19 protein-coding genes are annotated in these 23230 nt (G+C 41.1%); 13 read left to right on the forward strand and 6 right to left on the reverse strand.

The genetic code is table 11. The features are described from left to right. Positions 1-63 precede the first annotated feature (63 nt). From B5F08_RS05405 to B5F08_RS05425, 4 genes are all read left to right on the forward strand, one after another. Positions 64-960: a nucleotidyltransferase family protein gene (locus tag B5F08_RS05405; protein ID WP_087377258.1), complete on the forward strand. Its 897-nt coding sequence runs from the start codon at positions 64-66 to the stop codon at positions 958-960. A 69-nt stretch (positions 961-1029) separates the two neighbouring features. Beyond that, positions 1030-2079, forward strand: a complete 1050-nt coding sequence (locus tag B5F08_RS05410) for a phosphotransferase enzyme family protein (RefSeq protein WP_087377256.1) — start codon at positions 1030-1032, stop codon at positions 2077-2079. A 536-nt stretch (positions 2080-2615) separates the two neighbouring features. Further along, entirely contained in the window at positions 2616-3560 is a 945-nt protein-coding gene (locus tag B5F08_RS05420; RefSeq protein WP_158096227.1) for a beta-N-acetylglucosaminidase domain-containing protein, read from the forward strand. Further along, positions 3512-4606 carry a dockerin type I repeat-containing protein gene (locus tag B5F08_RS05425; RefSeq protein ID WP_242968305.1) on the forward strand — a complete coding sequence of 365 codons (1095 nt, stop codon included), beginning with the start codon at positions 3512-3514 and terminating at the stop codon, positions 4604-4606. Before B5F08_RS05420 ends, B5F08_RS05425 begins: the two co-directional genes overlap by 49 nt. A 77-nt stretch (positions 4607-4683) precedes the next feature. On the opposite strand, the gene B5F08_RS05430 is transcribed toward B5F08_RS05425, so the two are convergent. Further along, entirely contained in the window at positions 4684-5154 is a 471-nt protein-coding gene (locus tag B5F08_RS05430) for an SLOG family protein (RefSeq protein ID WP_087377151.1), read from the reverse strand. Positions 5155-5337: 183 nt separating this feature from the next. On the opposite strand from B5F08_RS05430, the gene B5F08_RS05435 reads away from it, so the two are divergent. The 8 genes from B5F08_RS05435 to B5F08_RS05470 all read left to right on the forward strand — a co-directional run bounded on the left by B5F08_RS05435 (position 5338) and on the right by B5F08_RS05470 (position 11900). Beyond that, positions 5338-5619 carry a helix-turn-helix domain-containing protein gene (locus tag B5F08_RS05435; RefSeq protein ID WP_442856060.1) on the forward strand — a complete coding sequence of 94 codons (282 nt, stop codon included), beginning with the start codon at positions 5338-5340 and terminating at the stop codon, positions 5617-5619. 23 nt (positions 5620-5642) lie between these two features. Further along, on the forward strand, positions 5643-5951 hold the full coding sequence (locus tag B5F08_RS05440) for a helix-turn-helix domain-containing protein (protein WP_087377155.1): 309 nt from the start codon (positions 5643-5645) through the stop codon (positions 5949-5951). 199 nt (positions 5952-6150) lie between these two features. Next, positions 6151-6498, forward strand: a complete 348-nt coding sequence (locus B5F08_RS05445) for a helix-turn-helix domain-containing protein (RefSeq protein ID WP_087377157.1) — start codon at positions 6151-6153, stop codon at positions 6496-6498. Between the two features lie 278 nt (positions 6499-6776). Next, on the forward strand, positions 6777-6953 hold the full coding sequence (locus tag B5F08_RS05450; RefSeq protein WP_087377159.1) for a DUF4250 domain-containing protein: 177 nt from the start codon (positions 6777-6779) through the stop codon (positions 6951-6953). Positions 6954-7318: 365 nt separating this feature from the next. Next, on the forward strand, positions 7319-7768 hold the full coding sequence (locus B5F08_RS05455; protein WP_087377161.1) for a CtsR family transcriptional regulator: 450 nt from the start codon (positions 7319-7321) through the stop codon (positions 7766-7768). Between the two features lie 68 nt (positions 7769-7836). Next, on the forward strand, positions 7837-8364 hold the full coding sequence (locus B5F08_RS05460; protein WP_087377163.1) for a UvrB/UvrC motif-containing protein: 528 nt from the start codon (positions 7837-7839) through the stop codon (positions 8362-8364). 2 nt (positions 8365-8366) lie between these two features. Then, positions 8367-9365 (forward strand): protein arginine kinase, encoded by a 999-nt coding sequence (locus tag B5F08_RS05465; RefSeq protein ID WP_087377165.1) that lies wholly within the window; start codon positions 8367-8369, stop codon positions 9363-9365. A gap of 63 nt (positions 9366-9428) precedes the next feature. Beyond that, the gene (locus tag B5F08_RS05470; RefSeq protein WP_087377167.1) at positions 9429-11900 is read left to right on the forward strand and encodes an ATP-dependent Clp protease ATP-binding subunit; all 2472 of its coding nucleotides are present in this window, start codon (positions 9429-9431) and stop codon (positions 11898-11900) included. A gap of 75 nt (positions 11901-11975) precedes the next feature. On the opposite strand, the gene B5F08_RS05475 is transcribed toward B5F08_RS05470, so the two are convergent. Continuing rightward, positions 11976-13022 carry a Fic family protein gene (locus B5F08_RS05475; protein WP_087377169.1) on the reverse strand — a complete coding sequence of 349 codons (1047 nt, stop codon included), beginning with the start codon at positions 13020-13022 and terminating at the stop codon, positions 11976-11978. A gap of 350 nt (positions 13023-13372) precedes the next feature. Between B5F08_RS05475 and B5F08_RS05480 the strand changes: the two genes are divergently transcribed. Further along, positions 13373-18361, forward strand: coding sequence for a dockerin type I domain-containing protein (locus tag B5F08_RS05480; RefSeq protein ID WP_087377171.1), 4989 nt, complete (start codon positions 13373-13375; stop codon positions 18359-18361). Positions 18362-18642: 281 nt separating this feature from the next. On the opposite strand, the gene B5F08_RS05485 is transcribed toward B5F08_RS05480, so the two are convergent. The 4 genes from B5F08_RS05485 to lysS all read right to left on the reverse strand — a co-directional run bounded on the left by B5F08_RS05485 (position 18643) and on the right by lysS (position 23155). After that, positions 18643-19770: a dockerin type I repeat-containing protein gene (locus tag B5F08_RS05485; RefSeq protein WP_087377173.1), complete on the reverse strand. Its 1128-nt coding sequence runs from the start codon at positions 19768-19770 to the stop codon at positions 18643-18645. Between the two features lie 297 nt (positions 19771-20067). Continuing rightward, positions 20068-20577, reverse strand: a complete 510-nt coding sequence (locus tag B5F08_RS05490; protein WP_087377175.1) for a helix-turn-helix domain-containing protein — start codon at positions 20575-20577, stop codon at positions 20068-20070. Between the two features lie 109 nt (positions 20578-20686). Beyond that, positions 20687-21130, reverse strand: a complete 444-nt coding sequence (locus B5F08_RS05495) for a GNAT family N-acetyltransferase (protein WP_204245158.1) — start codon at positions 21128-21130, stop codon at positions 20687-20689. A gap of 93 nt (positions 21131-21223) precedes the next feature. After that, positions 21224-23155 (reverse strand): lysine--tRNA ligase, encoded by a 1932-nt coding sequence (gene lysS / locus B5F08_RS05500; protein WP_087377179.1) that lies wholly within the window; start codon positions 23153-23155, stop codon positions 21224-21226. Between the last annotated feature and the right edge of the window lie 75 nt (positions 23156-23230).

A 23230-nucleotide genomic window follows, 5' to 3' on the forward strand; every position in this document is an offset into this window, starting at 1 on the left:
AATAGACTGAAAATAAATCTAATTTTTAAGGAGGAATTCTCGTTGAAAAAGGCATTAGTTATTATGGCAGCCGGCATGGGAAGCAGATACGGCGGCTTGAAGCAGATTGATTCAGTTGGTCCTAACGGCGAAATCATCATTGATTATTCTATTTATGATGCTAAACTTGCAGGATTCAGTAAGGTTTATTTTATTATCAAGAGAGAGAACTACGATATATTCCGTGAAGTAATAGGTGACAGAATTGCTTCCCAGATCGAGACTGAGTATGTTTTCCAGGAGCTTACAAATATTCCTGAGGGATATAAGGTTCCTGAAGAGCGTGTAAAGCCTTGGGGTACAGCACATGCTATCATGAGCTGCCTCGGAAAGGTTAAAGAGCCTTTCCTTGTTATCAATGCTGACGACTTCTATGGCAGAGATGCTTTTGTTAAGGTTTCCGAGTGGATTGACAAGGCTGACCTTAACGCAGATCCAATGCAGTACTGCATGGCAGGTTATATTCTTAAGAACACTCTTACAGAGTATGGCCATGTTGCAAGAGGCGTTTGCACAATGGACGAGAACAACTATCTCACAAGCATTGTTGAAAGAACAAAGATTATGCGCAGAGACGGCCAGGTTCAGTATACAGAGGATGAAGAAAACTGGGTAGACTTGGACGAAAATTCAATCGTTTCCATGAACTGCTGGTGCCTCACACCAAAATTCATCGATGAAACAGCAAAGCGTTTCACGGAATTTTTGGATGAGAACCTTGAGAAGAATCCTCTCAAGTCCGAATATCTCCTTCCTACAGTTATCAGAGAGCTGATTGACGAGGGCAAGGCAACTGTTGAGGTTCTCAAGACAGACGCTACATGGTTCGGCGTAACATATAAGGACGACAAGCCATATGTTGTTAAGTCAATAAAGGATAAAGTAGACAGCGGAGAATATCCGTCAAAATTGTGGGAGTGATATTTAGTGGCAGAGAAGAATTATAACTTTGACCTTATCGTAAGCCAGTTTTTAAACGAAGGCGACAAAATGGTAAGCGTTGGCCCATTCGGTGAAGGTCATATTAACGATACATACGCTGCTGTTATCGAGAATAACGGCGAAAAGAGAAGAATTATTGTTCAGAGAATTAACCACAGCATCTTTACAGAGCCTGCAGCTCTCATGGACAATATTTACGGAGTTACAACTTTCCTTAAAAAGATTATCGAGGCTAACGGCGGAGACGTTCTCAGAGAGACTCTCACAGTTATCCCTGCAAAGGACGGAAAGCTCTATTTTGTAGATGAGGGCGGCAACTACTGGAGATCTTACATCTTCATTGAGGGTGCAACAACCTATCAGAGCATCCAGACTAAGGAAGATTTCTACAACTGCGGAGCAGCTTTCGGTAACTTCCAGAGACTTTTGGCAGATTATCCTGCTGACCAGCTTTCAGAGTCCATTCCTAATTTCCACAACACAGAGAAGCGTTTCGAAGCTTTTGTTGAGGCTGTAAATAAGGACATCTGCGGACGTGCAAAAGACGTTCAGGCTGAAATCGAATTTGCAATGGCACGTAAAGAGGCTGCATGCGAAATCGTTAATATGCTCAAAGAGGGCAAAATTCCCCTCAGAGTTACACATAACGACACAAAGCTCAACAACATCATGATCGACGACGCTACAGGTAAGGCTATCTGCATCATCGACCTTGATACAATCATGCCGGGCGCAGCTGCTTATGACTTCGGCGACAGCATTCGTTTCGGCGCAAGCACAGGCGCAGAGGACGAAGTTGACTTGAGCAAAATTGAAATGAGCCTTGAACTCTTCGAGGTATTTGCAAGCGGTTACCTCAGCGTTGCTAAGGAATTCCTTACAGATGAAGAGCTTTACAGCCTTTCAATCGGTGCAAAGATTATGACATTCGAGTGCGGAATCAGATTCCTCACAGACTATCTCAGCGGAGATACATATTTCAAGATTCACAGACCAAACCACAATCTCGACCGTTGCCGCACACAGTTCAAGCTGGTTGCTGATATGGAAAAGAAGATGGATCAGATGCATGCAATTGTAAACAAGTACGCAAAATAATTCATTTTGCAGCTTGCAAATATTCTTAGTTTGTGTATAATTGTATTGTCAGAACGACAAAAATCGATAGTATTAAATACTTATCGATGATAAGTCTGCACGGGGCTGCGGTGCTTGTTATGATTTAATATGAGTCTTTTGATTTGCAAAAAAATCATCAAAAAGTTATTCTAAGCACCTGCGTTTCAAATCTTTCTATTATTTTAAACGAGCACTGCGGCTCTTTCGCAGAAGGGGAAGGTATCTTCGGATACTTTCCCTTTTTTTGTTTTGTGATTTTAATCATCTTGACATTAGTAAAAAACCATATGAAACATAAGAAAACACTTTATAATATTGATATATTTATTGCGGTATGTTATAATAAGCTGAAAACAGGCTAAATAATACAATATTTCTAAGCATTAAAAATATTTTTTATTGATTATAGTATAATTGGCAGGATTGAGCAAATTTGAAAAAGGAGGTTCTAGGTAAGGGGCAATATATACCGCTTCTGTTTTATGCTATTCTGCTGGCTGATTATATTAAGACTTTTGATAATATTTCTGACTGTTGAGGACGGAGTTTTAAAGGTTACAAAGCCTGAGACAACTGCCGAGGTAGAACTTACTGCAAAGATTTCCTACAACGACAATGAATATGACTACGTTATTAAGGTTAAAGTTTTGTCACAGCAGGACATCGACAATACATACGACATAAACCCAACACCACACAGCCTTGTTATGAACTACAAAACAATAGACTTTGACAATGTAAAAGTCTTCTACGAAACAGGCATAACTGAGGTTACAAAGAGCCGTGTCAATGAGATAATGGAAAAACAGGGCGTGGCTTATGAAGTGGTTGAGGATTACAGCCAGAGTACATTGGCTCTTGGCATTAAGGACTCAGCAGAGGCAGTAGACCAGAACACAGCAGGCTATGACAGCGATTTGTTTACAGTCGCTGAAACAAAATATGATATTCATTATATCGATATCAACGAGAACGGCAGAGTTACAATTCTCGGTGAGGATGACGACGCTGTTTACTATGGTCTTGCAACTCTTGACGAGGCTATGACAACAGTTGACGACCAGCTTTACATGAACAGACTTAACTCTGTTTACGGAACAGACCTTGACGTTGTTGACGGTATTGGAATACTTTCCAACCCGATGAATCAGGCGGAAGCAAGTAAGGTTTCCTTGTACGGCGTTGCTGATTACACATGGAATACCGCAAACTTTAATGCTCAGGAAAACTGGGAAGAGTCCTTCTGCACATATACAGACGATGTGGCTATGGCAGAAGCTTTGAGAACATTTGCAAGCTATGCTTCTAAGGACCAGGATTACACAGATATTAAATCAGTATTTGACAAATATCGTCAGGATAAGTCAAATTACGCTTTTATCAGCCGGGAACATATCCTACAACAAATATTATCGACGGAAATAAGACAACATTTGTATGGCTTTACAGCCAGGCTGTAAATACAAACCTTACAATGAATTTTGACAGCACAAGAGCTATCAACTATGTTGAGTTTGTTACAACAACAGACGGCGGCAGATTTGTAGGTAAGGCAAATATCGAATATCTTAACGAAGCTGGACAGTGGATTGTTGCAGGTTCAATAAATTCCGACGACTTCCAGGACGGCGCAACCTCTATAACCTTTGAAGAGGTAAAGGCAAAGGGTATCCGCTTTGTAGTTACAGAGGCAGGCAGCACAAACTGGCTCAAGGTTGCTGAATTTAACGCAGCAAATACAAACGCTAAAAACATAATTACTGTAAACGGTGTAGGCGAAACAAAGCTTAACGACATGGATATGAGAACATTTGTAAATCCTACAGGCGAGGGCGAAGTTGTTTACAATGTTTATGAAAGTGCTAAGGTAAACAGCCTCAGGATTTACAACGCAGCAGGTCAGTGGGACGGCGTATCTGTATACGCAGTAACAGAGGACGGCGAAACAGAGCTTGCAGTTGTAGAGGACAAGAGCAATGTCAACACTCATGTTTATGATGTTTCCGCTCTCAAGGGAGTTAAGTCCTTTAGAATAGCATTTACAGACGGAATTTATCTCAATGAGATTGAAACAGAATCAGACCGCTTTGTTGCTTTGAATACATATGAAGCTGAAAAGAAGGTTGACGCCGCAAAAGTGCTTTCCGAAAATACAGCAATGTATACAGAGGACTCATTGAAGGTTATCAAGGAAAAAATTGCAGCTGTAGAAGCTTTGCTTGCTGATATGGCAATAGGCGAGCCTGTTACACAGGAAGCTTTGGACGCAGCAATGGCTGATATGGCAGAGACTGTAAATAATCTTGAAGCAGTTGAGGGAGCTTTTGAAATGGGTGACGTTAACCACAGCGGAATTGTCGATATCGACGACGCAACACTTATACAGATGCACCTTGCAAAGGCTTTGGGAAATACAGCTTTCTATAAGGAAAATGCAGACTACAGCAAGGACGGAAAGATTACTGTCTATGACGCAACTCTCATTCAGCTTATGCTGGCATCATAATTGATTATTACCCGTTATTAAATAACCTAAAAAAATGGCCGCTTCTTCGGAAGCGGTCGTTTTGTATTTGTATGGATTTATTTGCCTAAGTTTATAAGCTGCAAACCCTTTTCAACGGCATATTTTGCGGTGTAGGCTGTTCCTCCTGCGTTTTTTGTGAGATAGGCTATGCAGACACTGCTTTTGTCCACAAGAGCTCGGTTTCTTTTAAACATACAGCTTTTTGTATAGTTTAATGATGTGTATATAACCTCGTCGGCTTTATTTTTTATATCTTCATAAACGGAAATATCATATTCCGACCAGCCCTTTGTCTGTTCTAAACATGGCAGTATTAAAATCAGTTTTATGTGGGGATATTTGGATTTTAAGTTCAGCACGCATTGTGCCGCCATTGTGTCAAAGCCCAGTGCACCCCCTGCGGCAAAAACACTGTAGCCCTTTGCAATCAGTTCTTCTACAGTGCGGTTTAAGAGGTTTGCTACATAGTTCAGTTGTCCCATGGGAATAGTTCTGTGTCCGGTAAAACAACATGTTATTTCTTTCACTTTTTTCAACTCCTTTATTTTAACTTAATATTTACAAAATTATATCTAAATAAAATATATATGTCAATACTAATTGATAATTAAAAAGGATAACTATTGGATATGTATATAGTAAAATTATATATATAGGTGGTGATAATCGTGGAAAAGGAAGAATTTATAAAGAGATTGACCGAGCTTAGAATGAATAAAGGCGTTTCAGCAAGAGATATGAGCCTGTCGCTGGGACAGAGTCCGGGATATATCAACAATATTGAAAACGGAGTTAATCTTCCTTCTATGACCGTGTTCTTTTATATCTGTGATTATTTTGGCATAACACCAAAGGAGTTTTTTGACGAGGATAATAGTAACCCTGCTAAAATCAGGGAACTTGATACAGTGGCAAAGCACCTGAGTTCCGAAGAACTGGAACATATTATTACGATTATCAATGATTTAATAAAAAATAAACAGTGTAAATAAATGTAAAATTATTTGGTGGAAAAATGACTGAAAAGGATTTTTCTTTGCGTTTGGCAAGACTGAGAGAGGAAAAGGGAGTATCTGCAAGAGATATGAGTTTATCAATGGGGCAGAACCCCGGTTATATAAATAATATAGAAAGCGGAAAGTCCATGCCTTCACTTACTGGTATATTTTATATCTGTGAATATTTGGGAATTACGCCCAAGGATTTTTTCGATATAGATAATAACGACCCTGCAAAAATTAAAGAGCTTGTTTCTGCTGCCAAGGGATTGAACAGATCACAGCTTGAACATGTTATTGCTATTATAAACGACATAAAAAAATAATTTGGTATCTATATTATATTGTATTTAAAGTTTCCGGGCAATATTTTGTTGTGCCGGAAATTTTTTTGTCTGTTTTAGTTACTATAAATATATAATTATCTTTAGTAATAATTATAGTATATCAGCTCATGTATATAATATCAATAGTATATAGTAAAAATAAATAAATATTTATAGACTATATGCAGAGGTGATAGTTATGAGCGAAATCGCAAAAAGAATAGGCAGGCGTATCAGGAGTTACAGGGTAGAATTGGGTTTAAGTCAGGAAAAGCTTGCGGAAATGTCCGGCTGTCATCCAACTTATATAGGGCAGATTGAGAGAGGGGAGAAAAACGCCACCCTTGAGAGTGTCGAAAAAATTTCATCAGCGTTAAAAGTCCCGTTGTCTAAGCTTTTTGATAAAATTGAAAATTTTGAAAGCGGAACCGAGTCTGAAAACATACCGTTGGAATGTTACGATTTTCTTTTGTCAAAAAGCAAAGAAGAGCAGGAACAGCTGTTTAAAATCCTTTTGGAAGTGGATAGATATAAGAATTTGAATTGAATTTTTAAATTAAAGCTTTGTATGTCGGATGTAAAAAAAGGTCTCGCCCGACATGTGATGAAGTGAATTTTTAGATTAAACCTTTGTGTGTCGAAACTAAAAGGAAAAGGTTTCGCCCGACATGTGATGAAGTCAATTTTTAAATTAAACCTTTGCATGTCGGAAATAAAATAATTGACAAAGGTAAAGTTAAAGGTATAATTATAAAAGAAAAAGTTATCAACATAGGATAGGCTCAATGTTGATAAGTTTTTAATTTTAAATAGGGGGTATTTTTAGTGGCTGTTCCGCAGGATCCGGTTATTTTGCTTTCATTTATAAATACAAAGCTCAGGGATTTTTATCCCTCACTTGAGGAGCTGGGCAAGGATTTAGATGTAGATACAAATGAGATTGTCGAAAAGCTCAAGATGATAAATTACGAATACGATGAAAAACAAAATCGTTTTGTGTGATAATTTTTGATTTTATTATAAAAGGTCAAACTTTCAACTGAGAGAGTTTGACCTTTTGTTTTTTATAAGAAAAACTTAAATTAGTGAGAACCATTCTCAAAATTACGGAAAAGGTCTCGTCCGCCTTGGAATGAAGTTAATTTCCAAGATATACCTTTGCAAGGCGGAAATAAAAAATAAAAAATTTTTAAAACGTGAGCAAAATGGAGAAAAACGGAGAAAACGGGAGATTGTATAGGGTTAATTGCTTGTATTTGACTTTTATTGACTTTGACTTTCTTTGACCTTCACGCTATAATATTAACAAAGGTCAGGGAAAGTCAAACAAAGGGCAGTGAAATGTCCGTATGATAGGTGGCATTAGTATGAGAATGAGCGATTTAGTCGCCAATTATATATTGGATATGCTGGACGAGCAAAACGGCAACGCCGAAATAAGAAGAAACGAGCTTGCCGGCACCTTGGGCTGCGTTCCCAGTCAGATAAACTATGTTATCACCTCAAGGTTTACGCCGGAACAGGGATACATTGTTGAAAGCCGACGGGGAGGCGGGGGCTATATCAGAATAACGAGAATAAAACTGGGCAGAAGTTCCGCCATAATGCATATAATAAATTCAATTGGCAAAACTCTGGACAGAGCCACCGCAGAGGCTATGCTTACAAATATGGTTTCACAGGAAATAATAGATAAGCAGACAGCAAGACTGATGGCCTGCGGAATTTCTGAAAGGTCATATCAGGAAGTCCCGCAGAAATACCGTGACGGATTGAGGGCGGGCATATTTAAAAATATGCTTCTGACCTTGATTTAGCGGTCTTAAAAAGTAAAACAAGTTAATAAACATATATAATGTATGATTTAAGCAAGGGGGATTGCTTTATGAAATGTCAAAAATGCGGTGTTAACGAAGCTACTACACATATAAAAACAATGATAAACGGTCAGTACACAGAGTATTACCTCTGTCCGGACTGCGCAGAGAAGATGGGCTATACAAATATGTTCGGAGACTTTTCCTCTGAGTTTTCCAATTTGCTTGGAAGCTTTTTCGGAAACGCTCTTCCGGAGAGAACACAGGCCACAAGATGTCCTTTCTGCGGAAGCACATACAACGACATTGTTAAAAACGGAATTGTGGGATGCGCCCAGTGTTACGACACATTCAGAGATGAGCTTGTTCCCACAATAAGAAGAATACATGGAAATACTACACACTGCGGAAAGAAATCAACCCAGTGGAGAAATAATTTGCAGAACAGAAAGATTGCAAAGGTTCAGAAAAAAGAACTCACCACAACAAACAGCAAGCTGGACAATTTGAAAAAACAGCTTCAGGAGGCTATACAGGCTCAGGAATTTGAGCAGGCAGCAAAGCTTCGTGATGAGATTAAGGGAATGGAGGGATAATTATGGATAACTCAATAGTTGTTTCCACAAGAATCAGGCTGGCAAGAAATTTGAAAGGATATCCTTTCCCGTCAAGACTTGACAGCAAGAGGAAAAATGAGATAGTTCAAAAGGTTTACAATGCTCTTAAAGAGGGCAACAGCGCAATATCCTCCGATTTCCAGCTTATCAAGGTGGGAGAGCTTACAAGAGCTCAGGGCTTGTCCTTTGTTGAAAAACACCTTATCAGTCCGGAATTTATAAACGGCGATAAAGAGGGCAGAGCCTTAGTTTTAAAGGATGACAAAAAGGTCAGCATTATGATAAACGAGGAAGACCATGTGAGAATACAGATTATCACAGATGGTCTTAACCTTGAGGGCGCATACGATTTGGCGGATAAGATTGATACGCTTCTTGACGAAAATCTTGATTTTGCCTTTGATGAAAAGCTTGGATATCTTACCCAGTGTCCTACAAACTTGGGTACAGGCATGAGAGCGTCAGTTATGCTTCATCTTCCTGCTTTGCAGAAAACAGGAGCTTTGAGCAGAATCGGCGGAAACCTTTCAAAGCTTGGCTTGACCATAAGGGGAATTTACGGCGAGGGTACAGAGCCTAAGGGCGCAATGTATCAGCTTTCCAACCAGGTAACATTGGGAATTTCCGAAAGCGCCGCCATCGAAAACCTTAAAAATATTACTGACCAGCTTGCTTCTCAGGAAGTAAAGGCAAGAGAAACTATTATGAAATCTGTTTCCATGAGGGATACAGTTCACAGAAGCTTGGGTATTTTAAAATACGCCTTGGCAGTAAGCCATGACGAGGCTATGGAATTGCTTTCAAATGTGAGAATGGGCGTTGTTTCCGGAGAAATTACCGGAATTACCTGCGAAACAATCGACAAGCTCATACCGGAAATTCAGCCGGCAACAATGATTGTAACAGCAGGGGAAAACCTGGACCCTGAAAAGAGAGATATTTTGAGGGCAAAGACCATAAGAGAAAGACTTGGAGCTTAAACTTAAAATTAACATATTTGCGATAAATGAAAAAAATGAGAAAAAGAAAAGGGAGGCAGGTATATGTTTAATTTTAACGGATTTACACAGAAAGCAAATAACGCTTTGAATATGGCAGTTGATGCGGCTCAGGATATGGGTCACACCTATGTTGGCACTGAGCATATACTTTTGGGCCTTGTGTCAGAGGAGTCCGGTGTTGCAGCCTCAGTTTTGCAGCAAAACGGACTTTCCGCCGAGGATTTGAAAGACCTTATCGAAAGGACAATCGGCACAGGAAGCAGAACTGTTATAACTCCCGACGATTTTACACCGAGAACTAAGAGAGTTATGCAGACAGCTATGGTGCTTTCCGCAAGACTTGGCCACGGCTATGTTGGCACAGAGCATCTGCTCATGGCTCTTATTTCCGAAAGGGACGGCTATGCAATCAGATTCCTTGAGGAATTAAATGTAAATATAAATTCTGTTCTTTCCTCACTTAAAGCCAGCATGGGTGCTGACTCCGAGGAAGAAAACCAGCAGTCAGGAATTGACGGAATGCTTAACAAAAACGGACAGTCAAAGGGCGGCAACAATGCCCTGGGCAAGTTCGGCAGAGATTTGACCGCCGCCGCAAAGAACGGCGAAATCGACCCGGTAATCGGCAGAGAAGAGGAAATCCAGAGGGTTATCCAGATTCTTTCAAGAAGAACAAAGAACAACCCTGTGCTTATCGGTGAACCCGGTGTTGGTAAAACAGCGGTTGCCGAGGGTCTTGCCCTTAGAATTGTAAAGGGAGAAATTCCGGAAATTCTGAAAAACAAGAAGATTGTAAGCCTTGACCTTACAGGCATGATTGCAGGTACTAAGTACCGTGGCGACTTTGAGGAAAGAATTAAGGCGGCAATCGACGAGGTTAAAAAGTCAAAGGATATTATCCTTTTCATAGATGAGCTTCACACAATCGTTGGCGCAGGCTCAGCAGAGGGTTCAGCAGACGCCGCAAATATTTTGAAACCGTCACTTGCAAGGGGCGATTTCCAGGTAATCGGTGCAACAACAATGGAGGAGTACAGAAAGTACATCGAAAAGGACGCAGCTCTTGAAAGACGTTTCCAGCCTGTAACAGTCGGCGAACCTTCACAGGAAGAGGCTGTTGAAATTCTTAAAGGCCTCCGTGACAGATACGAAGCCCACCACAAGGTAAAAATCACAGATGAAGCCATTGAATCAGCGGTAACACTTTCATCTAGATATATTGCAGACAGATATCTGCCTGATAAAGCCATCGACCTTATCGATGAGGCGGCTTCCCGTGTAAGACTTTCAAGCCTTACCTATCCGCAGGAGATAAAAGAGCTTGAGGATAAGATAAAGAAGCTTGAAAACGAAAAGGCAAGCGCTGTAAACGAGCAGGATTTTGAGAATGCCGCAAAAATCAGAGATAAGCAGAAAGAAGCCAGCGCAAAGCTTGAGGAAATGAAGAAGAGCTGGAAGGACAAAAACGCCAATGTCAGCGGCGAAGTAAAGGGCGAGGACATTGCGGAGATTGTTTCCCAGTGGACAGGTGTTCCTGTATTCCAGCTTACAGAGGAGGAAAGCCAGAGACTTTTGAAGATGGAGGATATTCTCCACAAGAGAGTTGTAGGTCAGAACGAAGCTGTAACAGCCGTTGCAAAGGCTATAAGACGTGGCAGAGTTGGTCTTAAAGATCCGAAACGCCCGGTAGGTTCATTTATCTTCTTAGGTCCGACAGGTGTAGGTAAAACAGAGCTGTGCAAGGCTTTGGCGGAAGCTATGTTCGGCGACGAAAACGCAATGCTCAGACTTGATATGTCCGAATACATGGAGAAACACACAGTGTCCAGACTTGTCGGTTCACCTCCGGGATATGTTGGCTATGACGAGGGCGGCCAGCTCACAGAAAAGGTAAGAAGAAAACCATACTCTGTAGTTCTTTTCGATGAAATTGAAAAGGCTCATCCGGATGTATTCAACATTCTTCTCCAGATTCTTGAGGACGGCAGACTTACAGACTCTCAGGGCAGAACAGTTGACTTTAAGAACACTGTAATTATCATGACCTCCAACGTTGGCGCAAGACTTATCACAGACCAGCAGAACGGTTTGGGATTTGCTTTCGACAATCCTGAAAACAAGAAGGAAAAGACCAACGAGGAAATCAGAGAGGCTGTTATCGGCGAGCTTAAAAAACTCTTCCGTCCGGAATTCCTCAACAGAGTTGACGACATTATCGTGTTCAACAAGCTTACTCAGGAGGAAATCAAGGAAATCGCCGGAAAGCTTTTGGAAAACCTCAAGGCAAGACTTAAGGCTGTTGATATCGACGCAGAGTTTACAGACCAGGCGGTAACAGAGATATCCAACGAGGGCTACGACGATACCTACGGCGCAAGACCTTTGAGAAGAGCTATAACCTCAAAGATTGAGGACGCACTCTCCGAGAAGATGCTGGAAAACGAGATAAAGAAAGGCGACCACATCGTCTGCGACTTCAAGGACGGAAAGTTCACCTTTACACCAAAAGGATAAAAGCCGCAAACAGCGGACTGAAACCTTAATATAAACAAAAGGCTTGCTTCAAATAGGGAGCAAGCCTTTTTGCTGTTAATCATTTCGAGTGTAGAATGTTGCTTTGCCTGTACCGTGTCGTATAATAGTGCCTTCCTCTACAAGCTTTTTCAGTGAATTTTCTACCGAAGTTTTTCCTATAGACGGGACAAGCTCCATAATATCACTCTTAGTGAACTTTCCTAATTTTTCTAAAACAGCCCTTCGCACTAATTCCACAGCTGGAAGTTTTTCATCGAACAGGTCAATACGGCTTTCAAACTCACGATATGCTGAAAGAATAATCCTAAGTATATATTTTATAAAGGGAGAAGGGTCGTTTTCAGCTTCGTGCCATCCTATGCCGCTTTGTTCAAGAGCATCGTAATATTTATCCTTTGTTTTTTCGATTTTACTTTCTATGCTTATATATCGTCCCACAACGTAACCGCAGCGATACAAAAGCAACGTGGTAAGCAACCTTGACATACGTCCGTTGCCGTCATTGAATGGATGTATACAAAGAAAATCATTGATAAAACAGGGTATTAAAATCAGCGAATCAATTTCACATGAATCTATCGACTGATTAAAGCTTTCACAGATAGTATCTATAGCTTCGGGTGTTTCATATGGAGCAAGAGGCATAAATCTTATTGCCTGTGTTCCGTCACAACGTGTTTCTGAAATATAGTTTTGCGTGTTTTTAAATCTGCCGCCGATTGTTTTTTCTGAATACTTATATAAATCCCTGTGAAGCTGTAGAATATAGGAAGCTCTTAGAGGGATATATTCAAAATTTTCGTGAATCGTATTAAGTACATCACGGTAACCCATAATTTCCTGTTCGTCCCTGTTTTTTGGAGTGGTTTTTTCCTGATAGAGCTGTTTTATGCGTTTACTTGTTGTAACTATGCCTTCTATTTTATTGGAAGCCTCCGTGCTTTGAATTTTCGCAGCTTCCACAAGCTTATCTAATACGGCAGGTTTTTGTTTCAGATATAATTCCTGCCTGCCTTTGTATTCGTGAATTTGCGCCACTAAGCCAAGCATTTCACTGTCCCATTTTTTATCTTTTAAAAATGAATAATTAAACCTTCTCATTCCCTCACCTCTATACATTTACGCCTAATTTTACCGTATAATTGGGCGATAGTCAATGGGCTGGGCGTATTTTACGGACTCTTAATTAGTATGTGGAAAAACATGCTTATTATTTATGTGATGAGCTTGCTTAATTAAAAATAAAGCAAGCCTTTTCTTTTGTGTTTCTGTTTTACGGTGGGGATTACAGCAAAGATTATAAAATAATCTGTTTATACTTTATTTATATTTGTGAACCTTACAATTTTGTAAGGTTCGCGATTTTTGTGTTTTTGTATGGTATAATATAACTAAAGATATATTGGACTGACCGTCAAATATATTAAAATTTACAATAAGGAGGTCAATACATGAAAAAGAAAATTTTATCAATGGCTATCGTTGTGTGTATGCTGATTTCAATGATGCCAACGATGGTTTTCGCAGCAGAGGAAATACCATACCTTGACGAAAACGGCACAGAGCAGATCTGCGCTTCTGCCACGGAGGTCACAGCAGAAGATACCGTGTGGACAGCGGGTTGGTACATAGCGCAGGGAGAGGTGACTCTTGCAAACCGTGTGGAGGTTCAGGGAGATGTACACCTGATACTTGCAGACGGAGCAAAGCTTACTGCGCCTTCGGGCATTAAGGTTCAGGACAACGATAAAGATATTTTAAACGGAAGTCCCAACAAGTTTACAATCTATGCTCAAAGCACAGGTGAAGCCACAATGGGAAGACTTGAGGCTGTGTCGTATGAAAAAAATGCGGCAATCGGCAGTAGTAGTATTTCTGATTGGCATGATGATGTATATCCCGGAGGAGAAATTACCATAACCGGAGGTATTGTCACAGCCAAAGGCGGCATAGGAGCCGGAATCGGCGGCGGCGGTGTATCAATACTAAGCAAAAAAGGGGGAGACGGCGGAACAATCACCATAACCGGAGGTATTGTCACAGCCACAAGTGAAAAGGGACAAGGAATCGGCGCCGGATTCTGCGACTACCCGCTGGCTGTAGGATTAGGCGAACCCGGAATATTTACCACCGGAGAAAAGGGAAATGCGGTAATTTTCGCTTCTTCAATAGGCGACCAGAGCCGCAAGGACAGCTGGGAAGGTGTTATCTTTGAGGGAACCGAAGGAAAGTCTTACGGCGATAATATAATTGTTGAAAGTGATTTTGAAGTTCCCCAGGGGTATACTCTTACAGTAGAAGCAGATAAAAAACTGACAATAGGTAAAGATGCAACCCTTACAAATAACGGAACAATAGTAAACAACGGAACAATTAAGACTTACAATACTTTCGCAGGCGGCGGAACAGTACAGGGAAATTCCGTTATAAATTTGACAGACAGAAATGTAAAGTACCTTGACGAAAACGGAGAAGAGCAGATCTGTGTTTCTGCCACGAAACTCATGGAAGACGATACCATATGGAACGAGGGCTGGTACATAGCAAATGGAGAGGTGACCATTACAGACAGAGTACAGCTTAATGGTGACGTACACCTTATACTTGCAGACGGAGCAAAGCTTAATGTACCTAAGGGTATTTCGCTTTACAGAGATTCCGACAGATTTACAGTCTATGCTCAAAGCACAGATGAAGAAAAAATGGGCAAGCTTGAAGTAAGCAGTGAGGGATACAAGAATGCCATAGGTGATAGACCTGATGCTGGAGAAGTCACTTTCAACGGAGGAAATGTCACTATTACCTCAGAACAAAGAAGTGGAATTCTTGCAAAAACAATCACCATCAGCGGAGGAACAGTAACAGCCACAGGCGAAAGAGGCATGAACGGAAGCAATATTGCCATCAGCGGAGGAAATGTTACAGCCACAGGCAAAGATGGCGGCGTAGGCAGCGGCATTGAAGCAAGGGAAGTTATAACCATCAGCGGAGGAACGGTTATAGCCTCAGGAGATGCAGGTATTGTCGGAAATAATGATATTACCATCGACGGAGGAACAGTTACAGCTACAAGTAAAGATTTTGTGGGTATTTATGGAAAGAATATCACCATTGGCGGAGGAAATGTTACAGTCTCAGGTGGTCGTGTAGGAATCGAAGGACCTCTTTCAACAGGAGAAAGCGGAAATGCGGTAATTTTTGCTTCCTCAATATCAGACCAGAGCCAAAAAGACAGCTGGAACGGTGTTATATTTGAGGGAACTCAGGGTAAGGTTTACGGAAACGTAACTCCGGAAGGAAGCTTTGAAATCCCTGCAAATTATACTCTTAATATCCCCGATGGAAATACTCTGACAATAGAGAAAGATATAACTTTGACAAACAGCGGAGTAATTGAGTTAGGCGGAAAAATAATAAACAACGGTACAATAATAAACAACGGACGAATTATTAAAATCAGTGATAACGGAGCTATTGAGGGCAGTGGAAATATTTCCGGAGAAGATATAACAGACACTGTCAGAAATGAAACATACATCGACGAAAACGGCGAAGAGCAAATCTGCGCTTTAGCATTCAGTGTAAAAGCTGACGATACAGTATGGAGTAACGGCTGGTACATAGTGCAGGGAGAGGTTACCCTTAATAACCGTCCTGAGGTTCAGGGAGAAGTACACCTTATACTTGCAGACGGCGCAAAGCTTATTGCACCTATGGGAATTAAGGTTCAGGACGATGATAACGACGTTTCAAACGGAAGTTCTAACAAGCTTACAATCTATGCTCAAAGCACAGACGCAGCCGTGATGGGAAGCCTTGAGGCAACTTCATATGATATCAGCAATGCAGCAATCGGCAGCGATTTTGAGTTATGGGATAAGGTATATCCGGGAGGAGAAATTACCATAACCGGAGGTATTGTCACAGCCAAAGGCAGCAGAGGAGCCGGAATCGGCGGCGGCGCCGGTACAACAATGAGACCGGAAGGTGGAGCCGGCGGAACAATTACTATAACCGGAGGTATTGTCACAGCCACAAGTGAAATGGGACACGGAATCGGCGGCGGATACAACAACGCACTTACCGAAGAAGGAATCGGCGATGGCGGAACATTTACTACCGGAGAAAACGGAAATGCTGTTATTATAGCTTCCTCAATAGGCGACCAGAGCCACAAGGACAGCTGGAAAGGTATTATCTTCGAGGGAACAGAAGGAAAGCTTTACGGAGATACTGTAACACCTGCATCTGACTTTGAAGTTCCGCAGGGATATACTCTTACAATAGAAGCAGGACAAAAACTGACAATAGACAAGAATATAACCCTGACAAATAACGGAACAATAAATGTAAACGGAGCAATAATTAACAACGGAACAATCATCAACAACGGAATTATCAATAATAACGGAACAATTGATGACTTGGGCAAAATAGAGGGAACCGGAGAAATCACCGGAAGCCCGGTAAATTCGGCTTATAAGGACGTAAAGTACATAGACGAAAACGGTGAAGAACAAACAGCCAATGCTCTGGGAATCAGCGCAAGCAATGTTCTGTGGAGTGATAACTGGTATATAGTAAAGGGAGAGGTAACCCTTACACACCGTGTGGAGATTCAGGGCGACGTACATCTGATACTTGAAGACGGCGCAAAGCTTATTGCACCTTTGGGTATTAAGGTTCAGGACGACGATGATACTGCGGAAAACGGAAGCCTCAACAGCCTTACAATTTACGCTCAGTCCACAGACGAAAGCACAATGGGAAGTATTGTGGCGACAGTAAGCGACGATAATGCTTCTGACTCACCGATAGGCTCTGATGGTATTGTAGACGATAGCGGATCACTCATCGAATATATAGTTCCATGCGGAAATATAACTATAAACGGCGGAAATATAAATGCCGCAAGTGACATGAGTGCTGCAATCGGCGGCGGCAGTGCTATGCATTGCGTAGCCGGCGGAAATGTAACCATTAACGGAGGAACTGTAAAAGCCCAAAGCCGTTTGGGAGCCGGAATCGGCGCTGGCTATTGTCTAATCGGCGGAGGCGGCGGAAATATAACCATTAACGGAGGAACTGTAAAAGCCCAAAGTAGTTCGGGAGCCGGAATCGGCGGAGGCGGCGGTCATTCTTTAAATTACGGAACCGCAGGTAAAATTACAATTACCGGAGGAAGTGTTACAGCTATAAGTACTTATGGACACGGAATCGGAGGAGGAGCTGACTCTGAAAATGTCATAGGAGAAGCCTCAGCCTTTACAACAGGAGAAAACGGAAATGCCGTTATTATAGCTTCCTCAATAGGCGACCAGAGCCAGAAAGAAAACTGGAAGGGAATTATCTTTGAAGGAACTCAGGGTAAGGTTTACGGAAATGTAACACCTGATGAGGACTTTGAAGTTTTGGAAAATTATACCCTTGATATTCCTGAAAACATAACTCTCACAATAGCCGAAGATATAACAATGACCAACAACGGAATAGTGAATGTGTTGGGAACTGTAGAAAAAATCGGAACAATAATCTGTAACAGCCACTCAGGCGGAACAGCTACCTGTTCAGAGCAGGCATCTTGCAGTCTGTGCGGAACATCCTACGGAAAATTGAAGCCTCACTCCATAGTAGAGACTGACGGCAAGGAACCGACCTGTGAAGAAAGCGGATATGAGGCATGCTGGATTTGCGAAAACTGCGGAAAGCTTTTTGCTGAAATAGGAAAACCGGTTGAAATTCCTGCCCGTGGACATAAGCTTACAAAGGTAGAGGGCAAGGAAGCCACCTGCGGAGAAAGCGGATTTGAAGAATACTGGACATGCGACGCCTGCCAAAAGATGTTCTCCGATGCAGACGGAATAAACGAGATAGAAGCTCCTGTAGAAATCCCTGCACTTGAGCATACTCTCACAAAGGTAGAGGGCAAGGAAGCCACCTGCGGAGAAAGCGGATTTGAAGAATACTGGACATGCGAAGTATGCGGAAAGATGTTCTCTGACGAAAACGGAGAAACAGAGATAGCCGAGCCTGTAGAAATACCTGCTCTTGCACATACACTTACAAAGACAGATGCCAAGGAAGCAACCTGCGAGGAAAAGGGCTTTGAAGCATACTGGACATGTGAAGTTTGCAAAAAGCTTTTCTCCGATGAAAAGGGAGAAAATGAAATAACCGCTCCTGTAGAAATCTCTGCACTTGGACATACATATGAAGACGGCGTATGCATAAACTGCGGAAAGCCGGAAGTAAAATATGAGCTTGGCGATGTAAATCAGGACGAAAAGCTTGATATTTACGACGCAACAGCTATCCAGTGCTATGTGGTATTGATACCGATAGAGGGAATATTCAATAAAGAGCTGGCTGATGTAAATCAGGACGGAAAAATCACAATAAACGATGTTACAGCTCTTCAGATAATACTTACAAAAAAATAATTTACAGAAAACAATAGATAATGTTTTCTAATAGGAAAACCGCAAGCCTTGAAAAAGGTTTGCGGTTTTATCTTTGTGGGATAAAATATTTCAGCGGGTCTTGAAAAATTCAAGGCCCGCTGTATACAGTGATTATTCAGCATTACAATAATTAGTTTTTATTAAGTTTTATGTCATTATGTCATCCCTTTGCAGAGGCTTTAAGCATCCTGTAAAAACTGCTTATCATTAAATAAGAGCTGAATAATTTCTGCACATGTTTTATGTGGCTGTCAGAAAACTTATACGTTTGAAAGCATTGCCTGAATAGCAGTTGCGTCGAGAATTGTAATATCTCCGTCGCCGGTTACATCTGCAAGCAATTCATCAAATACATTTGTTTCTGTCAAAGTATTAGCCAGATAAAGCTGAACCAAAGTTGCGTCATTGATATCAAGGATAGAGCTGTTATTTACATCGCCTAAAATAGCATTGCAGTTTGAGCATATTCCGTCCTCAATATTGTGACCTGTTGCAGGAATAACCTTCCAGATGTCTATATCGGAAATTTCCTTTGTGGCTGCTTCGTCTTCAAAATATTTACCGCATACAGGGCAATAGTAATAAGCCTTTGTTCCGTCCTTTGTGCATGTAGCAGGTGTGGACTCGTACTTTGCAAGCTTGTGGTCCATAGTTATTAAAGTTTCTGTGCGGAGATATTTTGACAAATTATCTGTGATATTTATTTTGTCGGAAGTAACAGGTGAACCTGCAATTTCTGATGCGCTTTCCTGATTGCTTCCTGAGTATACCTTTACAGCAGGTCTTGCGCATGGGTCTGAGAGGTCAGGAATTGAAACAAAGATATTGTTTGCTTCAATAGAATGGTCTGCGCCTTCAAGTGTCAAATTGGCGCCCTTGATAGTAACATCTCCGTCTGAATAGACAGCTCTTCTTTGGAATGCTCCGGAAGTATTGTTATAGCAATTAAGTGTACCGCTTCCGCATATTGTAATATTTCTTTCTGATGATATAGGTGCAAGATAATATTTGTTGTCACTTGTGATTGTGTTATTTCCTATTACTTCTATTGTAAAATCATTTTTACAGAAGATAGATGATTGTACGGGATAAAAGAATATTGTTGTTGTAAAATCAACTTGTGAAGAAGCTGTAATGTATGCTTCCTTCAGTGTAAGAGTTTCTCCGTCCCATTTGATGTTCCAGCTGTCATCTTCTGTCAAACCTGAGTCAACAGTTACGTTGCCGTCATCAGGATTTGTAACAGCGTACACCGGATTGCTTTTAGAGCCTGAAATAGTCTGTGAACCTACTACGATTGAAGTTGTTTCTTCTGCCATAGCAATAGTTGGGAAAAGTCCGATAACCATGCACAGGCAGATGGCTGCTGCTAATAAACGCTTTTTCATTTTCGTTCCTCCAATTAAAAAATAATTTTGAAAAGTTACAGAATATACAAGATTTTATATGCTGTATTTCCTGTTTTTACCTGTGAAATAATTATAGCATAAAAAAACACCAAAACCCTGAACCTTACAAAAATGTAAGGTTCGATTAAATCTTGCTGTAATATTTATTTTTTATAACTGCATTTTTATAACTACACTTTGAAATTGGCTTGTTTTATAGGTGAAATATGAAAAGAGAAAATAAAAAGCGTTTGAATGTACATCGTAGATATACAAACAAACGCCTGTTAAAATATTTTATCTTTTCTCTCGGGTCAATACAGCTCCGACTATTCCTCCGATTAAGGCAAGCGGTGCTAATCTTACGAACAGCCACTCAAATGATTGAAAGCCTACTCCCATAACTGCGGTTTCCGGTTTACTGTAATCCCAGCCCAAGTACGGACTGTTCAGCAGAAATAAAACCGCAAAAACAATTACTATTAAAGTACACAGTGAGATAAAAACCCAGTGAAATATTTTTCGTGTCATTGTTTTTCTTTTGGCAAACTGTAGGTTTATAACCTCCAGCTTTTCGGAAATGGCTTTTAATTCATCCGGTTTTGGCTCATCAATCGTTTCTCCAAGCAAAGTGCTTACAGGAGTTTCCAAGGCTTCTGAAATGGAAATCAGCATATCGGAATCCGGTACAGACAAGCCCTTTTCCCATTTGGAAATTGTCTGTCGTACAACATTGAGCTTTACGGCAAGTTCCTCCTGTGAAAGCCCTTTTGATTTTCTGAGAGATTTAATATTTTCATTCAGCATTAAGGATAACCACCTTTCTTTCAGTTGTTACCATTATTGTATAGAAAACACCCCGTTGCCGCAAGCAACGCATATTAACATTGGATATGTTTTAGTCGCAAGCTTGTTCCTATATGTTTTTTCGTAAGTAAATCATATCTGTCAGCTTAACATCGCCGTCATAAATCGGGTGGTCATAATTATCAGCAAAGAAATTCTTAATAACATGAGAACGGGTAAAGCCGCACTTTTCATAAAAAGGGATTGTTGACGGGCTGTCACCTGTTCCGACCTGCAATATGGAATAATCGCCCTGATATTTTTTAGTAATAAACTCAATCAATGCTTTACCGTAGCCCTTACCCTGAAACTGTGGGTCTGTGGCAATGTTTTTTATTTCAAGAACTCCGTCACCTACATCTAACACAACACATTCTGCCTTGACTCCATTATCCTCTAAAACATACATTGTTCCATTTGTAAGATATCGGTCTATCATATTTTCCTGTTCGTCTGCCAATAACAGCAAATTAAGATATTGTTTTTTATCTTCTTTTACTTCTTTAATATCCATGGTTCTCACTTCATATAATATTTTTTATTTGAAAATGGGCAATCCCCAATAAAGGACTGCCCATTTATTTTTTATTATTAGTTTGAATACATCTTAATAAAGCTTTGCGCCGGCTGGGATGTGGTCGTCTACCATCAAAAGGTGAAGCTTTTCTTCTCCCTCTTCACTGTGTACAGCGGAGATAAGCATTCCGCAGGACTCAATGCCCATCATTGGTCTTGGAGGAAGATTTGTAATAGCTATGCATGTCTTTCCAACAAGCTCTTCCGGCTCATAGTAAGCGTGGATGCCGCTTAAAATTGTTCTGTTTTCGCCTGTGCCGTCGTCAAGAGTGAACTTCAAAAGCTTCTTGCTCTTTGGAACTGCTTCACAAGCCAAAACCTTTACTGCACGGAAGTCGGACTTTGAGAATGTTTCAAAGTCAACGTAATCCTTGAACAAAGGCTCAATCTCAACCTTTGAAAAATCAATCTTCTCAGGCTCTGCCTTAGGTGCTTCCGAAGCCTTTGGAGCTGTGTCTCTTTTTGAGTCGCCGAGAGGCTTCATGGTTGGGAAGATGATAACGTCTCTTATGCTTGCGCTGTCTGTGAGAAGCATTGTAAGTCTGTCGATACCCATTCCCATACCGCCTGTAGGAGCCATACCGTACTCCAAAGATGTGAGGAAGTCTTCATCCAGCATGTTTGCCTCGTCGTCGCCTGCTTCTCTGAGCATGAGCTGGTGCTCGAAACGCTTGCGCTGGTCAATCGGGTCGTTAAGCTCTGTATATGCGTTTGCAAGCTCTCTTCTTGTTATGAAAAGCTCGAAACGCTCAACAAGCTCCGGAACATCCTTTTTACGCTTTGTAAGAGGTGAAACCTCAACAGGGTAATCGCAGATAAATGTAGGCTGAACAAGCTGTTCCTCTACATAATCTTCAAATGCTGTGTTGAGAATATTTCCCCATGTATCTGTTGGCTTTACTTCGAGCTTAAGCTCTTTTGCAACTTCCTTTGCCTTTTCTGTATCGCCGATAAACTCGCCGAAGTCAACGCCTGCATACTGCTTAACAGCGTCAATCATTGTCATTCTCTTGAAAGGAACAGAAAGGTCGATATCCTCGCCCTGGTACTTGATTTGGTCTGTGCCGTTAACCTCAACACAGGCTCTGTTAATCATCTGCTCGGTTCTGTCCATCATGCCGTTGTAGTCTGTGTATGCTTCGTAAATTTCGATTGTTGTAAACTCAGGATTGTGCTTAACGTCCATTCCCTCGTTTCTGAAAAGTCTGCCGATTTCGTAAACCTTTTCCATGCCGCCTACGATAAGTCTTTTGAGGTAAAGCTCAGGAGCAATTCTCATGTAAAGGTCAATGTCCAATGTGTTGTGGTGGGTGATGAAAGGACGTGCGGCAGCTCCACCCGGGATTGTGTTGAGAACAGGTGTTTCAACCTCGATGTATCCCATGTCGTCAAGATAGCTTCTGATTGTCTTTATAATCTTGCTTCTCTTGATAAATGTGTCCTTAACCTCTGGGTTCATAATAAGGTCAACGTAACGCTGACGGTATCTTAAATCTGTGTCCTTAAGACCGTGATACTTCTCAGGAAGAGGAAGCAAAGATTTTGAAAGGAGAGTAATCTTCTTTGCGTGTACGCTGATTTCTCCAACCTTTGTGCGGAAAACAAAACCCTTTACCTCGATAATATCGCCGATGTCGTACTTGAGAATTGTTTTGTACTCATCTTCGCCCAAATCATCGTGCTTTGCGAAAATCTGCATTTTTCCGCTTCTGTCGTGGATATCAATGAAAGCAACCTTGCCCTTGCCTCTTTTTGACATGATTCGTCCGGCAATGCATACATCCTTGTTTTCAAGCTCTTCAAATCTTTCGAGAATTTCAGAAGCGAGAATATCTCTGTCGCTGGTGTTTACCTGAAATGGGTCCTTGCCTGCGTCCTGCAAAGCCTTCAGCTTGTCACGGCGTACCTGAAGTATTTCGCTTAAGTTCTGTGTATTATTCTGAGTTGCGTTCTGCTCACCCATATTTTACTTTCCTTTCTTTGCCCCTTTAGGGTTATTCTGTATTTAAAATAATTTTTTAGCTTAAAATCCAAAATG

Source organism: Anaeromassilibacillus sp. An172 (genome assembly GCF_002160515.1).
Lineage (GTDB): Bacteria > Bacillota > Clostridia > Oscillospirales > Acutalibacteraceae > Limousia > Limousia pullorum.

Excerpts from the sequence above, each read along its gene's own strand:
- B5F08_RS05470 (WP_087377167.1), top strand. The coding sequence starts at position 9,429 with ATGTTTAATTTTAACGGATTTACACAGAAAGCAAATAACGCTTTGAAT.
- B5F08_RS05475 (WP_087377169.1), bottom strand. The coding sequence starts at position 13,022 with ATGAGAAGGTTTAATTATTCATTTTTAAAAGATAAAAAATGGGACAGT.
- B5F08_RS05485 (WP_087377173.1), bottom strand. The coding sequence starts at position 19,770 with ATGAAAAAGCGTTTATTAGCAGCAGCCATCTGCCTGTGCATGGTTATC.
- B5F08_RS05480 (WP_087377171.1), top strand. The coding sequence starts at position 13,373 with ATGAAAAAGAAAATTTTATCAATGGCTATCGTTGTGTGTATGCTGATT.
- B5F08_RS05410 (WP_087377256.1), top strand. The coding sequence starts at position 1,030 with ATGGTAAGCGTTGGCCCATTCGGTGAAGGTCATATTAACGATACATAC.
- B5F08_RS05465 (WP_087377165.1), top strand. The coding sequence starts at position 8,367 with ATGGATAACTCAATAGTTGTTTCCACAAGAATCAGGCTGGCAAGAAAT.
- lysS (WP_087377179.1), bottom strand. The coding sequence starts at position 23,155 with ATGGGTGAGCAGAACGCAACTCAGAATAATACACAGAACTTAAGCGAA.
- B5F08_RS05435 (WP_442856060.1), top strand. The coding sequence starts at position 5,338 with ATGAATAAAGGCGTTTCAGCAAGAGATATGAGCCTGTCGCTGGGACAG.
- B5F08_RS05460 (WP_087377163.1), top strand. The coding sequence starts at position 7,837 with ATGAAATGTCAAAAATGCGGTGTTAACGAAGCTACTACACATATAAAA.
- B5F08_RS05440 (WP_087377155.1), top strand. The coding sequence starts at position 5,643 with ATGACTGAAAAGGATTTTTCTTTGCGTTTGGCAAGACTGAGAGAGGAA.
- B5F08_RS05405 (WP_087377258.1), top strand. The coding sequence starts at position 64 with ATGGCAGCCGGCATGGGAAGCAGATACGGCGGCTTGAAGCAGATTGAT.
- B5F08_RS05445 (WP_087377157.1), top strand. The coding sequence starts at position 6,151 with ATGAGCGAAATCGCAAAAAGAATAGGCAGGCGTATCAGGAGTTACAGG.
- B5F08_RS05495 (WP_204245158.1), bottom strand. The coding sequence starts at position 21,130 with ATGGATATTAAAGAAGTAAAAGAAGATAAAAAACAATATCTTAATTTG.
- B5F08_RS05490 (WP_087377175.1), bottom strand. The coding sequence starts at position 20,577 with ATGCTGAATGAAAATATTAAATCTCTCAGAAAATCAAAAGGGCTTTCA.
- B5F08_RS05455 (WP_087377161.1), top strand. The coding sequence starts at position 7,319 with ATGAGAATGAGCGATTTAGTCGCCAATTATATATTGGATATGCTGGAC.